The 21,800-nt window shown below is 73.6% G+C and carries 21 protein-coding genes, 1 other RNA gene and 1 pseudogene; 7 read left to right on the top strand and 16 right to left on the bottom strand.

The features are described from left to right. Window positions 1–38: 38 nt before the first annotated feature. Window positions 39–833 (top strand): SDR family oxidoreductase, encoded by a 795-nt coding sequence (locus ACGF3H_RS02470; protein ID WP_362495706.1) that lies wholly within the window; start codon window positions 39–41, stop codon window positions 831–833. Between the two features lie 357 nt (window positions 834–1,190). On the opposite strand, the gene ACGF3H_RS02475 is transcribed toward ACGF3H_RS02470, so the two are convergent. Beyond that, window positions 1,191–1,517 (bottom strand): nuclear transport factor 2 family protein, encoded by a 327-nt coding sequence (locus ACGF3H_RS02475; RefSeq protein WP_362495709.1) that lies wholly within the window; start codon window positions 1,515–1,517, stop codon window positions 1,191–1,193. 171 nt (window positions 1,518–1,688) lie between these two features. Here ACGF3H_RS02475 and ACGF3H_RS02480 point away from each other — a divergent pair, with 171 nt between their 5' ends. Genes ACGF3H_RS02480 through ACGF3H_RS02490 form a run of 3 tightly spaced genes read left to right on the top strand, consistent with a single transcriptional unit; the run spans window position 1,689 to window position 3,808 of the window. Continuing rightward, window positions 1,689–2,231: a DoxX family membrane protein gene (locus ACGF3H_RS02480; protein ID WP_362495712.1), complete on the top strand. Its 543-nt coding sequence runs from the start codon at window positions 1,689–1,691 to the stop codon at window positions 2,229–2,231. 43 nt (window positions 2,232–2,274) lie between these two features. Further along, window positions 2,275–2,670 carry a MazG-like family protein gene (locus tag ACGF3H_RS02485; RefSeq protein ID WP_362495715.1) on the top strand — a complete coding sequence of 132 codons (396 nt, stop codon included), beginning with the start codon at window positions 2,275–2,277 and terminating at the stop codon, window positions 2,668–2,670. A gap of 43 nt (window positions 2,671–2,713) precedes the next feature. Continuing rightward, complete coding sequence (locus ACGF3H_RS02490) at window positions 2,714–3,808, top strand: hypothetical protein (protein WP_362495717.1); 1,095 nt, start codon at window positions 2,714–2,716, stop codon at window positions 3,806–3,808. 57 nt (window positions 3,809–3,865) lie between these two features. Here the strand turns inward: ACGF3H_RS02490 and ACGF3H_RS02495 are convergent, their stop codons facing one another. The 3 genes from ACGF3H_RS02495 to ACGF3H_RS02505 form a co-directional block, all read right to left on the bottom strand. Next, complete coding sequence (locus tag ACGF3H_RS02495; protein WP_362495720.1) at window positions 3,866–4,879, bottom strand: polysaccharide deacetylase family protein; 1,014 nt, start codon at window positions 4,877–4,879, stop codon at window positions 3,866–3,868. 35 nt (window positions 4,880–4,914) lie between these two features. Next, window positions 4,915–5,916 carry a glycoside hydrolase family 11 protein gene (locus ACGF3H_RS02500; RefSeq protein WP_362495722.1) on the bottom strand — a complete coding sequence of 334 codons (1,002 nt, stop codon included), beginning with the start codon at window positions 5,914–5,916 and terminating at the stop codon, window positions 4,915–4,917. A gap of 213 nt (window positions 5,917–6,129) precedes the next feature. Further along, window positions 6,130–7,686, bottom strand: a complete 1,557-nt coding sequence (locus ACGF3H_RS02505) for a hypothetical protein (RefSeq protein ID WP_362495724.1) — start codon at window positions 7,684–7,686, stop codon at window positions 6,130–6,132. A gap of 187 nt (window positions 7,687–7,873) precedes the next feature. On the opposite strand from ACGF3H_RS02505, the gene ACGF3H_RS02510 reads away from it, so the two are divergent. Continuing rightward, the gene (locus ACGF3H_RS02510) at window positions 7,874–9,100 is read left to right on the top strand and encodes a cytochrome P450 (protein ID WP_362495727.1); all 1,227 of its coding nucleotides are present in this window, start codon (window positions 7,874–7,876) and stop codon (window positions 9,098–9,100) included. 57 nt (window positions 9,101–9,157) lie between these two features. Here ACGF3H_RS02510 and ACGF3H_RS02515 read toward each other — a convergent pair whose 3' ends face one another. The 9 genes and pseudogenes from ACGF3H_RS02515 to ACGF3H_RS02555 all read right to left on the bottom strand — a co-directional run bounded on the left by ACGF3H_RS02515 (window position 9,158) and on the right by ACGF3H_RS02555 (window position 16,718). Beyond that, window positions 9,158–10,420, bottom strand: coding sequence for a cytochrome P450 (locus ACGF3H_RS02515; RefSeq protein WP_362495730.1), 1,263 nt, complete (start codon window positions 10,418–10,420; stop codon window positions 9,158–9,160). Next, on the bottom strand, window positions 10,417–11,034 hold the full coding sequence (locus ACGF3H_RS02520) for an ATP/GTP-binding protein (protein WP_362495732.1): 618 nt from the start codon (window positions 11,032–11,034) through the stop codon (window positions 10,417–10,419). Before ACGF3H_RS02520 ends, ACGF3H_RS02515 begins: the two co-directional genes overlap by 4 nt. Then, window positions 11,015–11,371: a DUF742 domain-containing protein gene (locus ACGF3H_RS02525; RefSeq protein ID WP_362495734.1), complete on the bottom strand. Its 357-nt coding sequence runs from the start codon at window positions 11,369–11,371 to the stop codon at window positions 11,015–11,017. Before ACGF3H_RS02525 ends, ACGF3H_RS02520 begins: the two co-directional genes overlap by 20 nt. After that, window positions 11,368–11,787, bottom strand: a complete 420-nt coding sequence (locus ACGF3H_RS02530) for a roadblock/LC7 domain-containing protein (RefSeq protein WP_362495737.1) — start codon at window positions 11,785–11,787, stop codon at window positions 11,368–11,370. The genes ACGF3H_RS02525 and ACGF3H_RS02530 overlap by 4 nt, the downstream gene beginning before the upstream one ends. Before the next feature lie 117 nt (window positions 11,788–11,904). Further along, entirely contained in the window at window positions 11,905–13,704 is a 1,800-nt protein-coding gene (locus tag ACGF3H_RS02535; RefSeq protein ID WP_362495740.1) for an ATP-binding protein, read from the bottom strand. Window positions 13,705–14,170: 466 nt separating this feature from the next. Next, window positions 14,171–14,574, bottom strand: an RNA gene (rnpB, locus tag ACGF3H_RS02540) — RNase P RNA component class A. 70 nt (window positions 14,575–14,644) lie between these two features. Next, window positions 14,645–15,472 (bottom strand): annotated as a pseudogene (locus ACGF3H_RS02545) (DMT family transporter); the annotation flags it as partial. 22 nt (window positions 15,473–15,494) lie between these two features. Beyond that, the gene (locus ACGF3H_RS02550; protein WP_362495742.1) at window positions 15,495–16,319 is read right to left on the bottom strand and encodes an AraC family transcriptional regulator; all 825 of its coding nucleotides are present in this window, start codon (window positions 16,317–16,319) and stop codon (window positions 15,495–15,497) included. Between the two features lie 21 nt (window positions 16,320–16,340). Beyond that, window positions 16,341–16,718: a hypothetical protein gene (locus ACGF3H_RS02555; RefSeq protein ID WP_362495744.1), complete on the bottom strand. Its 378-nt coding sequence runs from the start codon at window positions 16,716–16,718 to the stop codon at window positions 16,341–16,343. Window positions 16,719–16,794: 76 nt separating this feature from the next. On the opposite strand from ACGF3H_RS02555, the gene yaaA reads away from it, so the two are divergent. Continuing rightward, the gene (gene yaaA, locus ACGF3H_RS02560; RefSeq protein ID WP_362495747.1) at window positions 16,795–17,577 is read left to right on the top strand and encodes a peroxide stress protein YaaA; all 783 of its coding nucleotides are present in this window, start codon (window positions 16,795–16,797) and stop codon (window positions 17,575–17,577) included. Between the two features lie 73 nt (window positions 17,578–17,650). Further along, entirely contained in the window at window positions 17,651–18,310 is a 660-nt protein-coding gene (gene eda / locus ACGF3H_RS02565) for a bifunctional 4-hydroxy-2-oxoglutarate aldolase/2-dehydro-3-deoxy-phosphogluconate aldolase (protein ID WP_362495749.1), read from the top strand. On the opposite strand, the gene ACGF3H_RS02570 is transcribed toward eda, so the two are convergent. From ACGF3H_RS02570 to ACGF3H_RS02580, 3 genes are read right to left on the bottom strand one after another with little or no spacing between them, the layout of a single operon-like run. Continuing rightward, window positions 18,285–20,099, bottom strand: coding sequence for a bifunctional RNase H/acid phosphatase (locus ACGF3H_RS02570; RefSeq protein ID WP_362495752.1), 1,815 nt, complete (start codon window positions 20,097–20,099; stop codon window positions 18,285–18,287). The genes eda and ACGF3H_RS02570 overlap by 26 nt on opposite strands. A gap of 11 nt (window positions 20,100–20,110) precedes the next feature. Beyond that, on the bottom strand, window positions 20,111–20,854 hold the full coding sequence (locus tag ACGF3H_RS02575; RefSeq protein WP_362495775.1) for a C4-type zinc ribbon domain-containing protein: 744 nt from the start codon (window positions 20,852–20,854) through the stop codon (window positions 20,111–20,113). Continuing rightward, entirely contained in the window at window positions 20,851–21,708 is an 858-nt protein-coding gene (locus ACGF3H_RS02580) for a Nif3-like dinuclear metal center hexameric protein (RefSeq protein WP_362495756.1), read from the bottom strand. The genes ACGF3H_RS02575 and ACGF3H_RS02580 overlap by 4 nt, the downstream gene beginning before the upstream one ends. Window positions 21,709–21,800 lie beyond the last annotated feature (92 nt).

Here is a 21,800-nt window from a genome sequence, read left to right on the forward strand (position 1 = left end):
TGATCGCCGGTCGATCCCCACGCGTACGCTGCGGCCTCATGAACACCGTGAGAACCGCCGACGAGGGGACGTACGACATGACCGGCCGGGAGAGGATCGCCGTGGTGACGGGCGCCGGCTCCGGCATCGGCCGCGCGGTCGCCGCCGAGCTGCTGCGCGCGGGCTGGACGCTGGCCCTGGCGGGCCGCCGCACCGAGACCCTGGAGGAGACGGCCGCCCTCGTCCCCGGCGGCACCGCTCTCGCCGTACGGACCGACGTGTCACGGCCCGAGGACGTGGCCGCCCTGTTCGCCGCCGTGCGCGACCGGTTCGGGCGGCTGGACCTGCTGTTCAACAACGCCGGGACGTTCGGTCCGGGCGGCGTGCCGGTCGAGGAGCTGTCCTACGACGCGTGGCGGCACGTGGTGGACACCAACCTCAACGGTGCGTTCCTGTGCGCGCGGGCGGCGTACCGGCAGATGAAGGAGCAGAGCCCGCAGGGCGGCCGGATCATCAACAACGGCTCGATCTCCGCGCACACGCCCCGCCCGCACTCGGTGGCGTACACGACGACCAAGCACGCGCTGACCGGCCTGACCAAGTCGCTGTCCCTGGACGGCCGGCCCTACGGCATCGCGGTCGGCCAGATCGACATCGGCAACGCGGCGACCGACATGACGGCCGGCATGCAGACCGGAGCGCTCCAGGCCAACGGGGAGGTGGCTCCCGAGCCCGTGATGGACGTCGCCGACGTGGCGCGCACGGTGCGGCACATGGCGGAGCTGCCGCTGGAGGCGAACGTGCAGTTCGCGACGGTCATGGCGACGGCGATGCCGTACGTGGGACGGGGCTGAACGGGCCGCGCGTGCGGGCCCCTTGACGATTCACACGTTCGGAATTCAACAGTCCGCACTCTTGCGGCCGGTGACGGATCTATGCTCAACTTTCCTTCACCGAAGCTTCACACTCGGAGCGTCGGCCTTCCGGAGCCTCGAGCCATGGCGAGGGGGGGAAGACGGCAGCCGTTCCGGCCACCGGATGGGGGTGGATCCCGCGGGGGTACGCGGGATACGCACCGGTGGGCGGACGGCTGCCGCGCACATGCCCGCGGGCGTCGGCCGCGAGGGACCCGGCCCGGCCACGGCCGCCCGGCCGACGGCGAGCGGCCCCTCCCCCGCGGCGCCTCCCCCGCGGCGCCCTTCGCGGCCCGGTTACGCCTGCCCGGTCTCGAACCGCGCGATCCGGCCTTCGTCGTCGACGGTGAAGTTCCACCGGGTGCGCATCTCGCCCCAGGTGTCGTTGCGGTAGCGGGCGATGAGGGCGCGCCCGCCGTTCGACTCGTTGTCGACCTCCAGGTGGCCGTTGGAGGAGAAGATCTCCTGGTCGATCCACTGGGCGAGGTCCCGGTCGTCGCCGTCGTCGGCCATGGTGGCGTCCGGCGCGAGCAGCGCCAGGAAGGCCTCGCGGTCGTGCGCGTTGACGGCGGCGACGAAGGCCCGGACGGCCGGGTCGCTGAGTCGGGTGGTCTGAATCGTCATGCGGGCAGCGTCACACCGGCCGCGGCCCCCCGCCACCCGAACGGCGCCCGCGGCGGGCCGGCCGGGTGGGTGCGGTGCGACGGTGGAAACGTGGGGAGGGTGGGAACCCGGAGACAGCGACAGGGCACCACAGTCACCCCTCTCACCGCCGTCACCGCTGAAGGAGCCGACATGACCTGTTACGACCGACGCGACCTCGGACTGCTGCTGCTCCGTCTGGGGACGGGCGGCGTCCTGGCCGCGCACGGCGCGCAGAAACTGCTCGGCTGGTTCGGCGGCGGAGGGCTGGAGGGGACCGGCAAGGCCATGGAGTCCATGGGCTACACACCGGGCCGGGCGAGCGCCACCGCGGCGGGCCTCGCGGAGGCCGGGGGCGGCGTCCTGCTGGCCCTTGGCCTGGCCACCCCGGCCGCGGGCGCGGCGGCGGCCGGCGCGATGACGGGCGCGGCGGCCGTGCACGCCCCGAACGGCTTCTTCGCCCAGAGCGGCGGGTACGAGTACGCGGCCTCCCTCGGCCTGACGGCCGCCGGTCTCGCGGTCGCGGGCCCCGGCCGCCTCTCCGTGGACCACGCCCTGGGCCACGCGGTCAACCGGAACTGGATGGTCCCGGCGGCCTTCGCGGTGACGGCGGCGGCCACGACGGTGGTCGTCGGGGCGAGGAACAGGCGCATGCGGAAGGCGGCGGAGGGCCGGCAGGAGCAGTTGTTCGACTGAGGTCGCGCCGGACGCCCTCGTCCGCCGTGGCAGGCTGCTGGGCATGACCGAGACCCGAGGCGGCACGCCCGCCGACGACCCGTGGACCACCGTCGACGCCCTGTGGACGTGGCTGGAGGCCGACCAGCCCGTCGGCGGCCGTGAGGGCCTCCTGCTGCGCATGCTGAAGCTGTCGGAGGAGGTCGGTGAGGTCGCCGAGGCGGTGATCGGCACGATGGGCCAGAACCCGCGCAAGGGCGTCACGCACACCTGGGAGGACGTCGAGGCCGAGCTGTGCGACGTCGTGATCACGGCGATGGTGGCACTGCGCACCCTGACACCCGGGGCGCGGGAGGTGTTCGGGCGGCATCTGGCGCGGGTGGCGGGGCGGTCGCTCGGGGGTCCGGCCCGGCCGGCCGCGGACTGTACGATGCGGTCGCCCGACGGGAGGCCGGAGTGACCTCACGGGCCATCACCACCCTGCACCAGGAAAGACACCGCCCATGCACCGCCCGCCCGCCCCTCCCACGCCACCCACGCCACCGGACCCTCCCGGGCCCGCCCGCCCCGGCACCCGTCGGTGGCTGACCGACCGGACCCGCCTCGGTGCCCTGGTCGCCGTGCCCCTGCTCGGTCTGGTCAGCGAGTACCTGGGCTTCTTCGCCCTGCTCGCCGCGATCGTCCTGGTGTGGAAGGACAGCCCCTGGCAGAAGGGCACGAAGGTGGCCGCCACGATCGGGGCCATGGCACTGCTCGGCGCGGTCCTCCCGGCTCCGCCCGAGGACGGGGCCGCGACGGTCACGGCGGAGGCGGACGGGAAGGCCGCCGGCGGGGGCAGCGCGGCCGGCGTCCTCGCCCCGGCGTCGCCGACGGCCGGGACGACCCCGGAGCCCAGCCCCCGACCCCGGCCCGAGGCCGCGGACTACCGGGGCATGACGCTGGACGACGCCCGGGACAGGGCCGAGGCCGCCGGGTTCGGCGTCGACGAGCACGACGCGTCCGACGAGGACAAGAGCATCATGATGCGGCTCAACTGGACCGTCTGCTTCCAGAAGACCGGCTGGACGTCGTCCGGGACGAAGACGATCGACTTCGGCGCGGTGAAGAACGGCGCCCCCTGCCCCGCGGCCGACGGCGGGGCGATCCCCTGGCCGACGATGCCGGACCTCGTCTGGAAGACGTGGAAGACGGCGCACCAGGAGGTCGCCGCCCTCGGGACCGTTCCGGGCGACCACATCATGGCGTCCACCGCGTACCTCAACGACCAGCTCCCCGACGAGGGCGAGTACGACGACTGGCGGGTCTGCGTGACCGACCCCGCCGAGGGCGGCGACGTCACCGTCGACCTGCGGGTGACCCTCGAACTGACCCACCCGGACAACGGCTGCCCCGACCCGGACCGGGAGGACGGCGACCGGCCGGACCTGCCGGACCGGGACGACGACGGCGACCCGGACTACCGGGACCCGTTCCCCGGCGACCGGAACCGCACCAGCGCCTTCCCGAACGGCCTGACGGGCGGCTCCGACGACTCGTCGGACGGGAACGGCGGCGGAGGCGGCGACCACTGGAACTGCCCCCGCACCCGCTGGTGCTGAGCGGGCGTCCGGCGCGGTGGCCGGGCGACCACCGCGCCGCGTGTGTCTCCGTGCGGCTCAGCCGGTGCTGCAGTTGACCGTCGGCCAGGTCCAGTTCCCGTTGGCCTGGATGGTCGCGCCCCAGGTGTTGCCGCTGCCGTTGGGTTTGGCCGTCAGCACCTGTGAACTCGGGTAACTGGCGCTGACGTTCCAGGTCGACAGCACCTTGGCCGGGGACGGCACGTTCATCGTCACCGTCCAGTTGCTCGCCCCGCTCACCGAGACGTTCAGGTTGTACCGGTCGCCCCACGCCTGCCCGGCCGACAGCGTCGCGGTGCAGTTGCCGCCACCGCCCCCTCCTCCGCCGCCTCCTCCGCCGCCGGTGCCGCCGCCGTCGGGGGCGACCGCGCGGCCGGTCACCGGGGAGATCATGCCGGAGCACAGGCCCTTGCCCGCCAGGGTCTGCGCGATGCGGGGGATCGCCGCGAGCGTGTTGGCGGGCCAGTCGTGCATCAGGATGACCTGGCCGTTGCCCAGCCGGGACACGGCCTGCACGATGGCGTCGGTGCTCGCGTTGTTCCAGTCCTGCGAGTCGACGTCCCAGATGACCTCGGTCAGGCCGTACTTGGCCTCGACCGACCGCAGGGTGGAGTTGGTCTCGCCGTACGGCGGGCGGAACAGCTTCGGCGTACCGCCGCCCGCGGCCGCGACGGCCTGCTGGGTGCGGGAGATCTCCGAGTCCATCTGGGCCTGGCCGAGCTGGGTCATGTGGGGGTGGGTGTAGCTGTGGTTGGCGACCCACATGCCGGCGTCGACCTGCGCGCGGACGAGGGACGGGTTCTGGGCCGCGTACTGGCCCTGGTTGAACATGGTGGCCCGCAGCCCGTTCTGCTTGAGCGCGTTGAGCAGCGCTTGCGTGGTGCTCGACGGGCCGTCGTCGAAGGTGAGGCCGACGTAGCCGGTGCAGGCGGCGGCACGTGCGGGTGCGGCCGCGGGTGCGGCGTCGGCGGCGACGGTGCCCGCGGCGGCCAGCGCGGTGACGGCCGCCCCGGTGACCAGGGGCCGCCATGACGGACGGGTTCTGGTGCGCATGCGAAGGGATCCTCCTCGCTCGTCGGTGGGTGGCGTCAGCCCGCGCTGCAACTGACCGTCGGCCAGGTCCAGTTCCCGTTGGCCTGGATGGTGGCGCCCCAGGTGTTGCCGCTGCCGTTCGGCTTGGCGGTCAGCGTCTGGGCGTTGGGGTAGCTCGCTCCGACGTTCCAGGTCGACAGCACCTTCGCCGGGGACGGCACGTTCATCGTCACCGTCCAGTTGCTCGCCCCGCTCACCGAGACGTTCAGGTTGTACCGGTCGTCCCACTTCTGCCCGGCCGACAGCGTCGCGGTGCAGCCGCCACCGCCACCACCGCCCCCTCCGCCGTCACCGCCGGACGTGCCTCCGACGTTGATGCTGGAGCTCCCGCTGCTCTGGTAGCCCTCGGTCGCCATGATCATGTAGTAGGTGAAGCTGCCCATCGGCATCCCGGCACGCGCCCAGGCGTCGAAGTGGTTGCCCGTGGTGATGGTGCCGCCGGTCCGCTTCGACTGCCGCACGCTCCAGTACTGGTCGAAGGTGCGGGTGCCCTCGACGGACGGGGCGTTGTACCGCGTCGTCCGGTAGATGTCGTAGGTGCCGCCGTCGCTGTTCACGGTGCCCATGAAGGTGCCCGTGGGCCGGTAGGTGCCCCAGTTGTCGACGATGTAGTACTCGACGAGCGGGTTCGACGTCCAGCCGTAGAGCGCCAGGTAGGCGTTGCCGGACGGGTTGAACGTGCCCGAGTACTGCACGGTCCGGCGCCCTCCGTTGCTCCAGCCCTTGCCCGCGACGAAGTTGCCGGTGTTGCGCCACGAGGTGCTGTACTGGCCGCCGGAGCCCATGTTCATGGAGACGGTGCCCTGGCTGTCGGTCCAGAACGAGTAGTAGTAGCCGTTGTCGGTGCCGGTCTGGTTGGTGGTCACGACCGTGTCGGCGTGGGCGGTGGCCGGCAGCAGCATCGCGGCCAGGGCGGCCAGGGCGAAGGCCCACGCGCTTCGGACGGACAACGCGACGCCGCGGCTTCCGCGGCGCGCGGGTTGGACGAGCACGCTCATGGCGGTGCTTCCTCTCCTGGGGGGTTCGACAACGGCGCCAGTGTTGGCCTGTCCCCGTCAAGCGTCAATACTTTCGGTAATTGTTTCGAAAGCTTCGGTCACCAGGAGATTGCAGGACGAGCCGATACTGGCTGCTCAGATGCGCACCCACCTGCGAGGAACCACTTCTGGGACGAGGAAGCCACCAGGTAGATCAGAAACAGTGGGAGTCTCTTACGAAAGTTTCGACTGGACCGACGGCCCCGCCGGGCACGTCACGTTCCCCGACTCCGCCGGTCCCAGCCACACCTGGTTCGCCGGCAGTTTCACCGGTTCGCGGGTGGCCGGATCCCACAGGACCGCCGTCTCTCCCGCGACGCCGAAGGAGAGGTAGGGCCTGCCCGGCTTCAGCGACGGTCCCTCGCCCGCGAGTTCACCGGCCGGCACGGTGAGCCGTACGCAGGTCCACTCCGGTTCGACGCCGAAGTACGGCGGTGGGTCCTCACCGCGCGCGGCCGCCGCGACCGTCCGGTCCACGGCCGTCGCTGCGGAGTTCTGGGCCTGCAGCCCCGCGCCGGCGAGCATCGCCACGAAGAGGCACACGTTCAGGATGATGTTCGTGCCGTCCCCCGGTGTGGCGTACCGGTGGTGCCGGTGCTTGGCGAATCCCCACCAGGCCGGGACGATCATGACGAGGCTCAGCATCACCAGCAGCTTCACCGCGGCCGCGAACTGCCAGACCGGCGGCACGTCCAGGTCCCCCGGGGTGAGCGAGAGGCCGTCGGCGTACAGGGCGTGGAGGACGGACCCCGCCGCCACGAACGCGGAGACCGTCAGGGTCACCGCCAGCGGGACCGCCCAGGCGACCCACTCGCCCCACGTCCACTGCCGCACCAGGAGCCACAGCCCCGCGAGGACGGCGAGCACCACCGCGGTCGTGAGGGTCTCGCGCGGCGTCCAGGCCTTGCCGTCGCTGCTGAGGAGGCCCATCCCGAAGGCGGCGAAGACCAGCAGGCAGAGCAGGGCGAGGACGACACCCTCCTGCCGCTTGCCCGCCCGGCTCATGTCCCAGCCGGACCAGAGGGATCCGCAGGCGCCGAAGAGTGCCAGGGTCCCCAGGACCCACCGAGGTGCCCCGGGGACCGCCGCCGAGGCCAGCGTGAGCGCGCCCGCCGACAGCAGGGTCCACAGGACCAGCCGGTAGATCGAGCGCTCCAGGTGCTCCTCCCGCCGGTACGGCGCGGGTTCACGCCGGCGTCCGTCCAGCGGCCTGACGGCCACGGCGGGGCGCGGGCCTCCGGCGGGAGCGTCCGCGCGGGCCAGCCGCAGCGCCTGGCGCGGGCCACCGGCGACGAACCCGCCGGTGTCGTGCCGGCCGAGCCGCGTGGCGGCGCGGCTGAGGTGCCGTCGCCAGGCCGGCCGCCTGCCCGTCCGCCGGTGGGCCGTGCTGACGACCCGCCAGTGGGGGAACAACTCCCGGTCGCGTTCCAGTGGTTCGGCGCGGCGGACGTACCCCTCGAGGTGCGCGCCGCGCAGCACCTTGCGCACCCGGTCGGCCGCGCCCCGGTCGCTGCCCCTGGCCGCGCCGAAGAGGCGGACCTCTATCTCGTACACGCGTGACGCGGGGTCGGCGTCCAGCGCCGTACCCAGCGGCCCCCCGCCCGCGGGGTGCGCGTCGCGCACCGGCCAGCCGTGCGCCTCGAAGCGGGCCTCCGCCTCCTGCCAGTCGTGCTCACCGCCGCAGACCTGGACGAACACCCGGACCCGTCGGTCGTATCGCGTGGGGGCCATGCGGTCTGCTTCCTCCTGCACCGGGTGTCGCGCGAGACAGCCAGGAGACTACGGAACGTCATGCGCCGGACGGCACCCGGGTTCCCTCCCGTCACGGCCGGCACAGTCGGCCTCCTGGCGCCCTGTCGAAACTGATGAATGATCAATAACCTTGCGTGGTACACCGAGTCACGATCCTGGGAGTCCCATGTCCACCGCCCAGCAGGTGCCCGACATCCTCTCGCCGGAGTTCGCGGCGAACCCCTACCCCGCCTACCGGGTGATGCGGGAGACCGCCCCCCTCATCTGGCACGAGGCGACGCAGAGCTACATCGTCTCGCGCTACGAGGACGTCGAGCGCGTCTTCAAGGACAAGGCGGGCGAGTTCACCACCGACAACTACGCCTGGCAGCTCGAACCCGTGCACGGCAAGACGATCCTCCAGCTCAGCGGGCGGGAGCACGCCGTGCGCCGGGCCCTCGTCGCCCCCGCCTTCCGCGGCAGCGACCTGGAGCGGAAGTTCCTGCCCGTCATCGAGCGCAACTCCCGCGAACTGATCGACGCCTTCCGGCACACCGGCTCCGCCGACCTGGTCACGGACTACGCCACCCGCTTCCCGGTCAACGTCATCGCCGACATGCTGGGCCTGGACAAGGCCGACCACACCCGCTTCCACCGCTGGTACACGGCCGTCATCGCCTTCCTCGGGAACCTGTCGGGCGACCCCGAGGTGACGGCGGCCGGCGAGCGGACCCGGGTGGAGTTCGCCGAGTACATGCTGCCGATCATCCGGGAACGCCGTGAGAAGCCGGGCGACGACCTGCTGTCCGCGCTGTGCGCCGCCGAGGTGGACGGGGTGCGGATGAGCGACGAGGACGTCAAGGCGTTCTGCAGCCTGCTGCTCGCCGCCGGCGGCGAGACCACGGACAAGGCCATCGCCGGCATCTTCGCGAACCTGCTGCTCCACCCCGACCAGCTCGCCGCCGTCCGCGCGGACCGCTCGCTGATCCCGCGCGCCTTCGCCGAGACCCTGCGGGTCACCCCGCCCGTGCACATGATCATGCGCCAGTCCGCGACGGAGGTGACGCTCAGCGGCGGCACCGTGCCCGCGGGTGCCACCGTCACCTGTCTGATAGGCGCGGCCAACCGGGACGAGAACCGCTACCGCGACCCCGACCGCTTCGACATCTTCCGCGACGACCTCACCACCACGACGGCCTTCTCGGCCGCCGCCGACCACCTCGCCTTCGCGCTCGGCCGGCACTTCTGCGTCGGCGCGCTGCTGGCCAAGGCGGAGGTGGAGACCGGCGTCGGCCAGCTCCTCGACGCCATGCCCGACGTGCGCCTCGCCGACGGGTTCGAACCGGCCGAGCAGGGCGTGTTCACCCGCGGACCGCAGAGCCTCCCGGTGCGCTTCACGCCCGTGCGGGACTGACCCGCCCGCCGTCCCGCGCCGGTGTCCGGGCCCCAGGTCAGGGGCCCGGAGGCCGCGCTACTGCACCACCGGGGTGAACCGCACCGGAAGCGACGACAGCCCGCGCATCCAGATCGACGGCCGCCAGGCCAGCTCCTCCGGGTCCGCAGCCAGCACCAGGTCGGGCAGCCGCTCCAGCAGCGTCTCGACCGCCGTCCGCGCCATCACGTCCGCGAGCAGCGGAGCCGGATACGGGCAGCGGTGCTCGCCGTTGCTGAACGACAGGTGCGCGGCGTTCTCCGCGCCCACGTGCCCCTCCGGCCAGATCTGCGGATCGGTGTTGGCCGCGGCCAGCCCCAGCACGAGGCAGTCGCCGGCCCGGATCTGCCGGCCGCCCAGCTGGACGTCCCGCGCCGCCCAGCGCCCGATGAAGTTCTGCGTCGGCGTGTCCAGCCACAGCACCTCGTTGAGCGCCTCGCCCACGCTGAGCCGGCCGCCCGACACGTTCACGGCGAACCGCTCGTCCGTCAGCAGCAGCCGCAGCGTGTTGCAGATCCAGTTCGCGGTCGGCTGCTGCGCCGCCGCGATCACGGAGATCAGGTCCTGGACGACCTCCTCGTCCGTCAGGCCCGCCGGGTGGGCCAGCATGCGCGACGTGACGTCGGGGCCGGGGGCGGCCCGCTTGTCCTGCACGAGCTGCCGCAGCCGTTCCCCCACGCGCGCGTAGGCCGCCACGGGGTCGTCGCCCTCCCCGGCGTCCAGGGAGATCCGCAGGTCGTCGACGAGCCGGCGGGTGTCCTCGCCCGAGGTCGGCATCCCGCACATCTGCACCACGGTGCGCATGGGCAGGGCGTGCGCGTAGTCGGCCATCAGCTCCGCCTGGCCGCTGCCGGCGAACCGGGCGATGAGGTCGTCGGCGATCAGCAGGCAGTCGTGGGACAGCTCGAACTGGTCGACGCCCTCCAGCGCCTCGGTGATCACCCCGGCCCGCCGCCGGTGCTCCTCTCCCTCGGCGAAGAGCACGGACGGCTGGTAGCCGACGAAGGGCAGCAGCGGCCAGTCCGGCGGGATGGCGTCCCACTGGTTCCAGCGCCGCGAGTCGCGCGCGAACAGTTCGTCGTGACTGGTCACGTAGGTGACCTCGGAGTAGCCCAGCACCAGCCAGGCGGGGATGTCTCCGTCGAGCAGGACCGGCGCGACCGGACCGTGCTCCCGGCGCAGCGCGCGGTAGAGCTGCGACGGCGTCTGCTGGTACTCGAGTCCCCCGAGGCGCACCGCCCCGGCGTGGGCGGGGCAGCCCGGGGGCGCCGGTCGCGCGGAGGGATAGCCGGGGTCGGTCACAGTGTCGCCTCCTGGGCGATGGCCATGTCGTGCAGGTGGTTGACCAGGGTGAGCAGGACGTCCTTGCCGGACTGCCTGACCCGCGCGTCGCAGTCGACCATCGGCACGTGCGCGGGCAGGGCGAGCGCCTGGCGGATCTCGTCCAGGGAGTGGCGGACCGTGTCGTCGTCGAAGCGGTTCACGGCCACCACGAAGGGCGTGCGGTGGTGCTCGAGCCTGTCTATCGCGTACCAGGAGTCGTCCATCCGCCGCGTGTCCACGAGGACCACGGCGCCCAGCGTGCCCGAGAACAGCCGGTCCCACAGGAACCAGAAGCGCTCCTGGCCCGGCGCCCCGAACAGGTACAGCACCATGCGGTCGTTGAGGGTGATCCGTCCGAAGTCGAAGGCGACCGTCGTGGTGGTCTTCGCCGACACCGCGCTCGTCTCGTCGACGCCCACGCCGGCCTGCGTCATCACTTCCTCGGTGTTGAGCGGCCGGATCTCGCTCACGGAGCGGACGAGGGTCGTCTTGCCGACGCCGAACCCGCCCACGACGACGATCTTCAGACCGGTCTCCGCGGTGTCGTTCAGCGGTGTGCGGTGGGAGGGCAGCTCAGAGGTTGCGGAGCCCATGGAGCACCTCTTGGAGTAGGGCGGAATCAGGCAGGGAGGCGACGGACTGCGCCGCGCGCGGGTGGCGGGCGGTGATGCGGCCCGTGTCCAGCAGGTCGCCGAGCAGGATCCGCACCACCGTGACGGGCAGTCCGAGCTCCGCGGCGATCTCGACGACGGCGGTGGGGTGCCGGCACATCTCCAGGATCCGGGCGTGCTCGGACTGCATCCCCGGGGCCGGCCCGCTCTCGCTGACGACGAGGGTGACCAGGTCGAAGGACTCGTCGGCACGGCTCCGTCCGCGGGTGACGGTGTAGAGCCGGTCGGGATCACCCGTGTCGACGGGCTTGCGCATCACGAGGTGCCGTTCGCCCTGGCCTGGTCCCGCGGTTCCGCCCGCAGATGCTCGCCGATCTGCTCGACCAGCTCCGTCATCTGGTGGCCGACCACTCCGGGATCGGCGTCCTCCCCGGCGACGACGGCGAGGTGCGCCCCCTCGCCGGCCTCCACGATGAACAGCAGGCCGCCGTGGAACTCGGTCATCGACTGCCGGACACCGCCGGTGCCGTCGCCGAACTCCATGGAGGCCCCTTGGGCGAGGGCCTGGATGCCGGAGCAGATCGCCGACAGCTGGTCGGCCAGGTCGAGCGTCAGGTGCTCGCTCCAGCAGAGCTTCAGGCCGTCCCGGGAGAGGACCAGGGCGTGGCGGGCACCGGGGGTCTGTTCCAGGAGACCGTGCAGGAGCCAGCTGAGGCTGTTGTCGGTGGTCTGCATGATGGGTGATGGGACGGTGGTGCCGGGCTGACCGGCCACCGGCCCGTTCCTCCTATCTCACGAACTCGAGCGGGAAGGGGCGCCGTCGCCCCGGACGCCGTACGGGAAGGGGTGGGACTACGGAGCCGCGGGCGGCTCGGTCTCGGGACGGGCGGCCGGGCGGGCGGTGCCGTCCGCGGACTGCCGTGCGCGGTGGAAGGCGCCGAACCGCGAGCCCGCGTCGCGTGCCGGACGCCGGTCCGGCGGTGCGTCGCCGGTCTGCGCGGAGGCCGACTGACGCTGCTCGCGTTCGCGTTCGGCCTCGGCCATGGTGCGGCCGGGGGCCCGGACCGGCAGACCGTTCGGCGTGGTGCCGTCGGGCCGCCGGTGCCGTCGCGGCTCGGACGGCTCGGGCAGGACGTGCCCTGCCGCGGCTGGTCCGGTGGCCACCGGCAGGGCCGCCGCGGGGCGCTCGGTGCCCGCGGGCAGGGCCGGGGCGGCGGGGCGCTCGGTCGCCTCGGGCACCGGCGCGGGCGCGAGCGCCGCCGGCATGGCCTCGGGCCGGGGGGCCGTCCGGTGCGGGACCAGGTCGCGCTGCTGGGCGAGCAGATGCAGGGGCAGCAGGACGACGACGCCGGTGCCGCCGCGCGATGAGGGGCGGTAGTTGACGCTGATGCCGTACTTCACGGCGAGCCGGCCCACCACGGCCAGGCCGAGCCGGGTGCCCTGCAGCGAGGCGAGGTCGGTGACGTGTCCGGTCACGGCCTCCTCGGCGCGGCGCATCGCCGCGTCGGCCATCTTCAGGCCGCTGTCCTCGATGGTGACGACGATGCCGGCGCTGCGGTCCTCGACGTAGACGTGCACCTCGTCGATGGGCGGGGAGAAGTTCGCGGCGTTGTCCATCAGTTCGGCGAGCAGGTGCATCACGCCCTCGGCGGCGAAGCCGGAGACCGCGGCGCGGGTGGAGCAGTGCAGGCGCACCCGCTGGTAGGCGGCGATGCGGCCGACGGCGCCGCGCAGGATGCTCTCCATCACGATCGGCTTGTTCCAGGCGCGGCTGGACCGGCCGCCCATGAGCAGCGCCAGCCGGTCGGTCATCAGGCCGAGCTGGGAGGTGCTGTGGTCGAGCTTCAGCAGGTCGCCGAAGACCTCTTCGCCGTGGCGCTCCTGCATGTCCCGCAGGTCGGCGAGCATCCGCACGGCCTTGGCCTGGACGCGGCTGAGCGCCTTCGCGGAGGCGGCCTGGGCGGCGGCGGCACGCCGCTCGCTGTGGGCGAGCTCGCGGATGAACGACTCGGCGGGGACCCGCAGCCCCGGCAGCCGGGGCAGCTCGGCTTCGGCGAGCACGGTGGCGGCGGACCGGCCCTCGCGCAGCCGGGCGACCGCGGCGGGCATCGTCTCCTGCACGAAGCGCTCGTGTTCGGCGACCGCCTGGTCCATCTCGTGTCGCAGCGTGCGCAGTTCGCCGTCCAGGGCGGCCAGCCGCCGGGTGTCCTCCTCGACGACCGTGGCGAACGTGCGCGTCAGCCGCTGCAGTTGCGGGTCGGACGGCGGCGGCACGCTGGCCAGCACGTCGGCCGCACTCGCGCCCTCCCGCAGCCGCTCGGCCACGGCGGGCAGCGTCGTCCCGGCCAGGTGCGAGACCTCGACCGACAGCCGGGCGGCTTCGGCCCTGAGGTGGTTGTTCTCCGCCTCCCGCTCGGCGGCCGCGCCGCGGGCCCGGTGGACCAGCCGGTGGCAGACGAGGACGCTGACGGCCACGCACACCCAGGCGACCACCACCACGGCGAGGATCCACGTGAAGGCGCCGGACGGTGCCAGGGCGACCGTCGCGCCGCCGGCGACGGCGCTGGTCACCAGGACGACCGGCCGTGCGGCGGACGAGGTGCGCGGCGCCCCGGCCGGGCGGTGCTGGCTGGGCGAAGCAGGCACTGGCATGGAGCGGTCCCTCGGTCGGTGAGAGCAGGGGAATCAGGGCGGCGGCACGAGGCAGTCGCGGGCCGGGAGAGGGAGGTCAGCCAACAGGAGGGTGATCTTCCGTCCACCTACGGCTCATGCTAATCACCCCGACGTGCGAGAAAACCCCACTTGTCGCACGGTCCGTCGGCAATCCGAGTTCGTCGTGAACTCATCGCCCGTACGTGCGGCCGTGGTAGCCGGGACGACGCACGGCACGTCCGGCCGGAGGGCGGAAATGCGGGCAGGGACCGCACCGGCACGGCGTCCCGTCGCCCCAACTGTGCGAGTCTCACCGGCCCCCGTCCCGTACGAGCTGTCGAATTCCAGCCAACTATACGTACGAACAGCCCCGTTGCGCGCACGGGCCACCCGGCCGGCCGGGCCGTCGGGGTGTGGGAATGCCGTCGATCGTGGAGGTTCCGTGACGGCGGCCCGGGAAGGGCGGCAGACGAGTCGGGCTGTACGCCGGGTTCTGTTCCGGCGGGTCCTCGCGGTCCCGCCGGCGACGGCCATCCATCTAGGACCGGCGTTGCCACCGGCCTCCAGCGGTCTACCCGCGGACTCGGGCGGGCAGCCCTCGAACGTCCGCGCAGAGCGCGTTTCACGGCGCTCCTCTTGACCTTGCTCCGGGTGGGGTTTACCTAGCTGCCCAGGTCGCCCTGGGCACTGGTGGTCTCTTACACCACCGTTTCACCCTTACCGGGGGCCGAAGCCTCCGGCGGTCTGCTTTCTGTGGCACTGTCCCGCGGGTCACCCCGGGTGGCCGTTAGCCATCACCCTGCCCTGTGGAGCCCGGACGTTCCTCGGGAAGCCCCACAAGGGACTCCACGCGGCCGCCCGCCCGGCTCGTCTGCCGTGCCGACCATGGTACCCGGCGCACCTCCCGCCCCGGACCGGCGGCGGCCGTCGCCAGGACCGAGCCGGCCAGGATGAGGGTGAAGGCGACGCCGATGCCGAGGGTCAGCTCCTCGCCCAGGAGGACGGCGCCCGCGGCGACGGCGACCGCCGGGTTGACGTAGGTGATGACCCCGGCCCTGGTCGGGCCGGCCTCCTTGATCAGCTCCAGGAAGGCCACGAAGGCGATCGCGGTGCAGACGACGCCGAGGCCGGCCAGGGCCGCCAGGACCTCGCCCGGGGGGAGGTCTGCGGGCCGGGTCAGGAAGGCGGCGGGAGCGTAGACGACGGCGGCCAGGGTGAGGCAGGGGGTGATGAGCTGGAGCGTGTGGACGTCCTTGAGGTGGCGCGCGGCTATCAGGGGGGCGGTGGCGTAGCCGACGACCGTCACCAGTACCTCGGCCAGCGAGCGGGCGTCGCCGCCGGTGAGGTGCGGCACGGTGAGGACGGCGACGCCCCCGAGGCCGAGGCCGAGGCCGGTGATCCGGCGGGCACCGACCCGTTCGTCGGCGCCGAAGAAGCGGGCCAGCAGGACGGCCACGATGGGCACGCCCGCGATGAGCAGGCCGGCGGTGGAGCTGGAGAGGTGGCGTTCGGCGTCGGTGAGGGTCCACCAGGGGCCGATGATCTCGATGACGGCGAAGGCCAGCATCGGCTTCCAGTGCGCCCGGACGGTCCGGGCGAGCCCGCCCCGGCGGAGGGCGAAGGGGAACAGGAGGGCGGCGCCGAGCGCGCACCGGGCGAACACGACCACGGACGGGGACAGATCCTCCACCGCCACCTTGATCATCAGATAGGGGATGCCCCAGACCACTCCCATCAGGGAGAACAGGGCCCAGCCTCGTGCAGTCATGCCCGCAGTCTGCGTGCCGTCCTCACCCGCCGTCTTGAACGCTGTTGCGGTACGCCGCCGGCGTCACGCCGAGGACGCGGCGGAACCACCGCGTCAGGTGCGCCTGGTCGGCGAAGCCCACCAGGGCCGCCGCTTCGGCGGGCCGCAGACCCGCGTCCAGGAGCCCGCGCGCCCTGGCCACCCGGTGCTGGGCGAGCCAGGCGTACGGCGGTATCCCCATCGCCGTACGGAAGGCGCGCAGGAGCTGGTACCGGGACAGGCCGAGGTCGGTGGCGAGGGCGGCCAGGGAGGGCGGGGCGAGGAGCTCGTCGGCGAGGCGGTCGCGGACGACGCGGGCGACGCGGTGGGCTCCCGGCACCGCGTCGTCGGCCGCGCGGGCCGTGGAGTGGCGCTGGGCCAGGGCCGTGAGCAGCCACGGGAGGCGGGACTCGGCCTCCAGCGGGTCGGGGTGGCGGGCCAGGTCCGTATGGGCGGCGCGCAGGGCGCGGGCGAGTTCGGGGTCCTGGAGGACGGGTTCGCGGAAGTGCGGGAGGCCGCCGCGCGTGCCGTCGGCGAGCAGGGACGGCGTCGCGTACAGGGCGCGGTAGGAGTAGCCGTCGGGGGCGGCGGGGCCGCCGGTGTGCATCTCACCGGGCTCCAGGACGACGATTGACCCGGGCCCCGAGTGGATGTGCCCGCCCCGGTAGGCGATGACCTCCAGGCCGCCGACGGTGACGCCGACCGTGAACTCGTCGTGGGCGTGCGGGGCGTAGACGTGGCGGTCGAAGCGGGCGGTGAGCAGGTCGAGGGGCGGCCCGCCCGTCCCCAGCCGTGCCCTGGTCCACCGCGCCTGCTCACGTGCGGCCATCTCTCCCCCCGTCGGCGCGGCTCAGCGGACGTACGTCTCGAAGCCGGCGTCCGTGCAGTAGGTCGCCGCGCGGCCCTCGGCGGCGGCGTCGGCGTTGTCGACGGCCAGCGCGGTGTCCTGGAGGACGTGACTACCGGAGCGGTCGAGGCCCTCGCGGTCGAGCCGTCGCGCGGCGGCGAGGGCCGCGTACCCGGCGACGTCGGCGTTCTCGGACCGGGCCTTCGTCTGCTGCCAGGTCCCGAAGGCGGAGCAGTAGTGCTGTCGCGTCTCGTCGTCCTGCTCGGTGTCGCCGGACGAGCAGCCGCCCGTCAGGCCGATGACGACGACGGCCGTCAGCACGGTGGTGACGGTCCGCGCTCTGCCTCCGCGCCCCATGGAATTCCCCTCCCCGGTGATCATCTCCCGCGAGTATGGGGCATCGGCCCCCTCGAAGGCACCCCGTACCCTGGCCCAGAGCTCGACCGAAGGAGTACGTGTGCTTGTCCTGCTGCCGCCGTCGGAGGGTAAGGCGCCGTCCGGCCGGGGTGCCCCGCTGAAGCCCGGGACGCTGTCCCTGCCGGGGCTGACGCCTGCCCGCGAGACCGTCCTGGCCGAGCTGGTCGAGCTGTGCGCCGGGGACGAGGAGAAGGCCCGCGAGGTGCTCGGGCTCAGCGAGGGGCTGCGCGGGGAGGTGGCCAAGAACGCCGGGCTGCGCACGGCCGGGGCGCGGCCCGCCGGGGAGATCTACACCGGCGTGCTCTACGACGCCCTGGACCTGGCCTCCCTGGACACGGCCGCCAGGAAGCGGGCCGCCCGTTCGCTGCTGGTGTTCTCCGGGCTGTGGGGTGCCGTGCGGGTCACCGACCGGATCCCCTCCTACCGGTGCTCGATGGGTGTGAAGCTTCCCGCGCTGGGTTCCCTGGGCGCGTACTGGCGGGCACCGATGGCCGAGGTGCTGCCGGAGGCCGCCGGGGACGGGCTGGTGCTGGACCTGCGGTCGGCGGCGTACGCGGCGGCGTGGAAGCCGAAGGGCGCGACGGCCGGCCGGACGGCGTCCGTGCGGGTGCTGCACGCGCCGACCCGGAAGGTGGTCAGCCACTTCAACAAGGCGACGAAGGGGCGGATCGTGCGGAGCCTGCTGAGCTCCGGCAGCGCGCCCGAGGGGCCGGCGGAGCTGGTGGAGGCGCTGCGCGACCTGGGGTACGTGGTGGAGGCCGAGGCGCCGGCGAAGGCGGGGAAGCCGTGGTCGCTCGACGTGCTCGTGGAGGAGATCCACTGACCCCGCCGGGGGTTCATTGCACTCTGCGCAACGACGATTGCAGAGGATGCGTAACGGAGGGCACGATGAGGTCATGACCTCAGCGCTGCCCTCCTCCGCCCCTGCCTCGGTACTCGATCTCGCGCCCGTCGTCCCGGTCGTGGTCGTCGACGACCTCTCGGACGCCGTACCGCTCGCCCGGGCGCTCGTCGCCGGCGGGCTGCCCGCGATCGAGGTCACGCTGCGCACGCCGGTCGCCGTCGACGCGATCCGGGCGATCGCCGGGGAGGTGCCGGGCGCGGTGGTCGGCGCGGGCACGCTCATCACGCCGGAGCAGGTCGGCGAGGTCGTGGCGGCCGGTGCGCGGTTCCTGGTCAGCCCGGGGTGGACGGACACGCTGCTGGACGCGATGCGGGCGTCCGGGGTGCCGTTCCTGCCGGGGGTGTCGACCACGTCGGAGGTGGTGGCGCTGCTGGAGCGCGGAGTGCGGGAGATGAAGTTCTTCCCCGCCGAGGCCGCGGGCGGCACCGCCTACCTCAAGGCTCTCGCCGCCCCGCTGCCGCAGGCCCGTTTCTGCCCGACCGGCGGCATCGGGCCGGCCTCCGCGCCGGACTACCTCGCCCTGCCCAACGTGGGCTGCGTCGGGGGGAGCTGGATGCTGCCGAAGGATGCCGTCGCCGGGCGCGACTGGGCGCGGGTCGAGGCGCTGGCCCGCGCGGCGGCGGAGCTCAGCGCAGGTGGGACGTCTCGTTGAACAGGCGGACACTGGCACCGCCGTCGGCGTAGTACGCCACGGCCGACAGCGAGGCCGCCGACAGTTCCATGCGGAACAGCGACTCGGGCGGGGCGCCGAGCGCGAGCTGGACGAACGTCTTGATCGGCGTCACGTGCGAGACCAGCAGGACGGTGCGGCCCGCGTAGGCGGAGACCAGCCGGTCGCGGGTGGCGGCGATGCGGGCACCGGTCGCCGTGAAGCTCTCGCCGCCGCCGGTCGGCTCGGCCTCCGGAGAGGCCAGCCAGGCGTTCAGGTCGTCCGGGTAGCGCTCGCGCACCTCGCCGAAGGTCAGCCCCTCCCAGGCGCCGAAGTCGGTCTCGCGCAGCCCCTCCTCGACCGTCACCTCCAGGCCGAGGCGGGCGGCGACCACCGCGGCGGTCTCGCGGGTGCGGGCCAGCGGTGACGCGACGATCGCCTGGATCGTCCCCCGCCGGGCGAGGCCCTCGGCGACCCTGGCGGCCTGCTCGCGGCCGACGGCCGACAGCGAGGGGTCGCTGCCACCGCTCCCGGAGAACCGCTTCTGCGGCGTCAGCGGCGTCTCCCCGTGCCGCAGCAGGACGAAGGTGGCGGGGGTGCCCAGGTCAGGCGGTCCCCACCCGGGCGAGGCCACGGCCTTGGCGGCCCGCACGTCACCGTCGGCAGCCGTGACGCCGCCGGAGTCGGCGGTACGGGCACCGCCGGAGCCGGCGGCGCGGGAAGCGGTGGCTCCGGCCGAGTCGGCGGAGGGGGCAGCGGCGGAGTCGGCCGAGGCGGAGGTGCGGGCAGCCGGGGCCCCGGAGGTGCGGCCAGCGGCGGAGGCAGCGGAGTCGGCGGTGCGGCCGGCACCCGAGTCGGCCGACGCGGAAGTGCGGTCGGCGCCCGAAGCAGCGGAGGTGGCCGAGGCGGTGGTGCGATCGGCGCCCGAAGCAGCGGAGTCGGAAGTGCGGCCGGCGCCCGAAGCCGCAGAACCGGCGGTGCGGCCGGCGCCCGAGTCGGCCGACGCGGAAGTGCGGTCGGCGCCCGAGGCAGCGGAGTCGGAAGTGCGGCCGGCACCCGAAGCCGCAGAATCGGCGGTGCGGCCGGCACCCGAGGCGCCCGAGGCGGAGGTGGTGGCAGCGGGTGCGGTTCGCGCGGCGCGCTCGCCTTCGGCGGCAGCACCCTCACCGGCACCCTGCCCGGCCGCATCGGCGGCCGGCACACCGGCGCCGGCCCCGGCCGCGGCACCGCCCCGCTCACCACCGGCACGCCTGCCCCGGGCGGCGCGTCCGCCGGAGGGCCCGGCGCCGGCCGTGTCCAGTTCCGCCGTGGACGCGGACGGTGACCACTGCTCGCCGCGGGCCCCGGCGTCCATCGCCTCGTTGGCCAGGCGGTCGGCGTGCTTGTTGCTCGCGCGGGGGATCCATTCGTAGGTCACCCGGCCCGGCGGGAAGACGCGCGCCGCCTCGGCCGCGAGCGGCTTCATGGCGGGGTGCTTGATCTTCCAGCGGCCCGACATCTGCTCGACGACGAGCTTGGAGTCCATGCGGACATGGACGGACGCCGTCGGGTCCAGCTCGCGCGCGGCGCGCAGACCGGCCAGCAGGCCCCGGTACTCGGCGACGTTGTTCGTGGCGACGCCGAGGTACTCCGCGGCCTCGGCCAGGGTCTCCCCCGTCACCGCGTCGCTCACCACCGCGCCGTAGCCCGCGGGCCCCGGGTTGCCCCGCGACCCGCCGTCGGCCTCCACGACGAACTCCCGCGCCCCACCGGTCGCCGGACCCGTCGCCGGATCCGCCCCCGCGCTCGTCACCGGACCGACCCCTACAGCCCGGAGTCGGCCGTGCGCACCAGGATGCGGCGGCAGTTCTCGCAGCGCACGACGGTGTCGGGCGCCGCCGACCGGATCTCGCTCAGCTCGGTGATGGCCAGCTCCTGGCGGCATCCCTGGCAGCTGCGCTGGTACAGCTTGGCCGCGCCGACGCCGCCCTGCTGCTCGCGCAGCTTGTCGTAGAGCTTCAGCAGGTCCGCGGGGATCGTGGCCGCGATGACCTCGCGCTCCTTGGTCACCGAGGCCGCCTGGCCGTCGAGCTCCTGGACGGCCGCGTCCCGGCGGCCGGTCGCGTCGTCGATCTTGCCCTGCACGGAGCCGACCCGCTCGGTCAGCTCGGCGACCCGCTCCTGGGCGGACTCGCGGCGCTCCATGACCTCCAGGACGACGTCCTCGAGGTCGCCCTGCCGCTTGGCGAGGGAGGCGATCTCGCGCTGGAGGTTCTCCAGGTCCTTCGGGGAGGTGACGGCGCCCGAGTCCAGGCGCTGCTGGTCGCGGACGGCACGCTGGCGCACCTGGTCCACGTCCTGCTCGGCCTTGGTCTGCTCGCGGGCGCAGTCACCCTCCTCGGTCTGCGCGGCGACGAGCAGGTCGCGCAGCTGGGTGAGGTCCTTGGTCAGCGACTCGATCTCGGCGTGCTCGGGCAGCGACCGCTTCTTGTGCGCGAGCTGCTGGAGGCGGACGTCGAGGTCCTGGACGTCGAGGAGTCGGATCTGGTCGGCGGGCGCGGCGTTCAGTTGGGGGCTCCCATGGTGGTGGCTGTGGTGGCGGACGCCGCGTGGGCGGTCCAGGGGTCGGTGACCGTCCTGGAGACGTGGACCCTGAGGTCCCATCCCTTGCGGTCGGAGATCTCGTCGAGCTGGGCTGCGGCCAGCTCGCACCAGGGCCACTCGGTGGCCCAGTGCGCGGCGTCGAGCAGCGCGAGAGGACTGTGGGCGCGGGCCTCCGACACGGGGTGGTGGCGCAGGTCCGCGGTGAGGAAGGCGTCGACGCCGGCCGCCCGTACGTGGTCGAAGAGGCTGTCGCCGGAGCCGCCGCTGACGGCGACCGTGCGGACCGTCGCCCCGGGGTCGCCGGCGACCCGGATGCCCTGCGCGGTGGCGGGCAGCCGCTCGGCGGCGCGGGCGGCGAGCTCGCGGACGGTGAGCGGGTGCTCGAGTTCGCAGACGCGGCCCAGGCCCCGTCGGCCCTCGGGGTCGGTCGGGTCCGGCACCAGAGGGCGCAGGACGCGGAGGTCGAGCGCGCCGGCCAGCGCGTCGGAGACGCCGGGGTCGGCGGTGTCGGCGTTGGTGTGGGCGACGTGCAGCGCGACGTCGTTCTTGATGAGCGTGTGCACCACGCGGCCCTTGAAGGTGGAGGCCGCGACCGTCGTCGTCCCGCGCAGATACAGCGGGTGGTGGGTGACGAGCAGGCCGGCGCCCAGCTTCACCGCCTCGTCGACGATCTCCTGGACGGGGTCGACGGCGAACAGGACCCGGGAGACCTCCTGGCCGGGGTCGCCCACGACGGTGCCGACCGCGTCCCAGGACTCGGCCCGCTCGGCGGGCCACAGGTTCTCCAGCGCGGCGATGACTTCTGACAGACGGGGCACGAACGCAAGGCTACCTGGAGGTTCTGGGCCGTTGTACCCGCCGCGTGCCGTCCCGGGCGTACCGGCCCCGCGCAGCACACCGCTCAGCGTTT

It is taken from the genome of Streptomyces sp. NPDC048185, assembly GCF_043202495.1.
GTDB lineage: Bacteria > Actinomycetota > Actinomycetes > Streptomycetales > Streptomycetaceae > Streptomyces.

What these genes read in the sequence shown, in the direction of transcription:
- ACGF3H_RS02555 (WP_362495744.1), bottom strand. Translation starts at nt 16,718, where the DNA reads ATGATCACCGGGGAGGGGAATTCCATGGGGCGCGGAGGCAGAGCGCGG.
- ACGF3H_RS02500 (WP_362495722.1), bottom strand. Translation starts at nt 5,916, where the DNA reads ATGAGCGTGCTCGTCCAACCCGCGCGCCGCGGAAGCCGCGGCGTCGCG.
- ACGF3H_RS02495 (WP_362495720.1), bottom strand. Translation starts at nt 4,879, where the DNA reads ATGCGCACCAGAACCCGTCCGTCATGGCGGCCCCTGGTCACCGGGGCG.
- ACGF3H_RS02535 (WP_362495740.1), bottom strand. Translation starts at nt 13,704, where the DNA reads ATGCCAGTGCCTGCTTCGCCCAGCCAGCACCGCCCGGCCGGGGCGCCG.
- ACGF3H_RS02480 (WP_362495712.1), top strand. Translation starts at nt 1,689, where the DNA reads ATGACCTGTTACGACCGACGCGACCTCGGACTGCTGCTGCTCCGTCTG.
- ACGF3H_RS02485 (WP_362495715.1), top strand. Translation starts at nt 2,275, where the DNA reads ATGACCGAGACCCGAGGCGGCACGCCCGCCGACGACCCGTGGACCACC.
- ACGF3H_RS02470 (WP_362495706.1), top strand. Translation starts at nt 39, where the DNA reads ATGAACACCGTGAGAACCGCCGACGAGGGGACGTACGACATGACCGGC.
- ACGF3H_RS02550 (WP_362495742.1), bottom strand. Translation starts at nt 16,319, where the DNA reads ATGGCCGCACGTGAGCAGGCGCGGTGGACCAGGGCACGGCTGGGGACG.
- ACGF3H_RS02475 (WP_362495709.1), bottom strand. Translation starts at nt 1,517, where the DNA reads ATGACGATTCAGACCACCCGACTCAGCGACCCGGCCGTCCGGGCCTTC.
- eda (WP_362495749.1), top strand. Translation starts at nt 17,651, where the DNA reads ATGACCTCAGCGCTGCCCTCCTCCGCCCCTGCCTCGGTACTCGATCTC.
- ACGF3H_RS02505 (WP_362495724.1), bottom strand. Translation starts at nt 7,686, where the DNA reads ATGGCCCCCACGCGATACGACCGACGGGTCCGGGTGTTCGTCCAGGTC.
- ACGF3H_RS02490 (WP_362495717.1), top strand. Translation starts at nt 2,714, where the DNA reads ATGCACCGCCCGCCCGCCCCTCCCACGCCACCCACGCCACCGGACCCT.
- ACGF3H_RS02520 (WP_362495732.1), bottom strand. Translation starts at nt 11,034, where the DNA reads ATGGGCTCCGCAACCTCTGAGCTGCCCTCCCACCGCACACCGCTGAAC.
- ACGF3H_RS02530 (WP_362495737.1), bottom strand. Translation starts at nt 11,787, where the DNA reads ATGCAGACCACCGACAACAGCCTCAGCTGGCTCCTGCACGGTCTCCTG.
- ACGF3H_RS02510 (WP_362495727.1), top strand. Translation starts at nt 7,874, where the DNA reads ATGTCCACCGCCCAGCAGGTGCCCGACATCCTCTCGCCGGAGTTCGCG.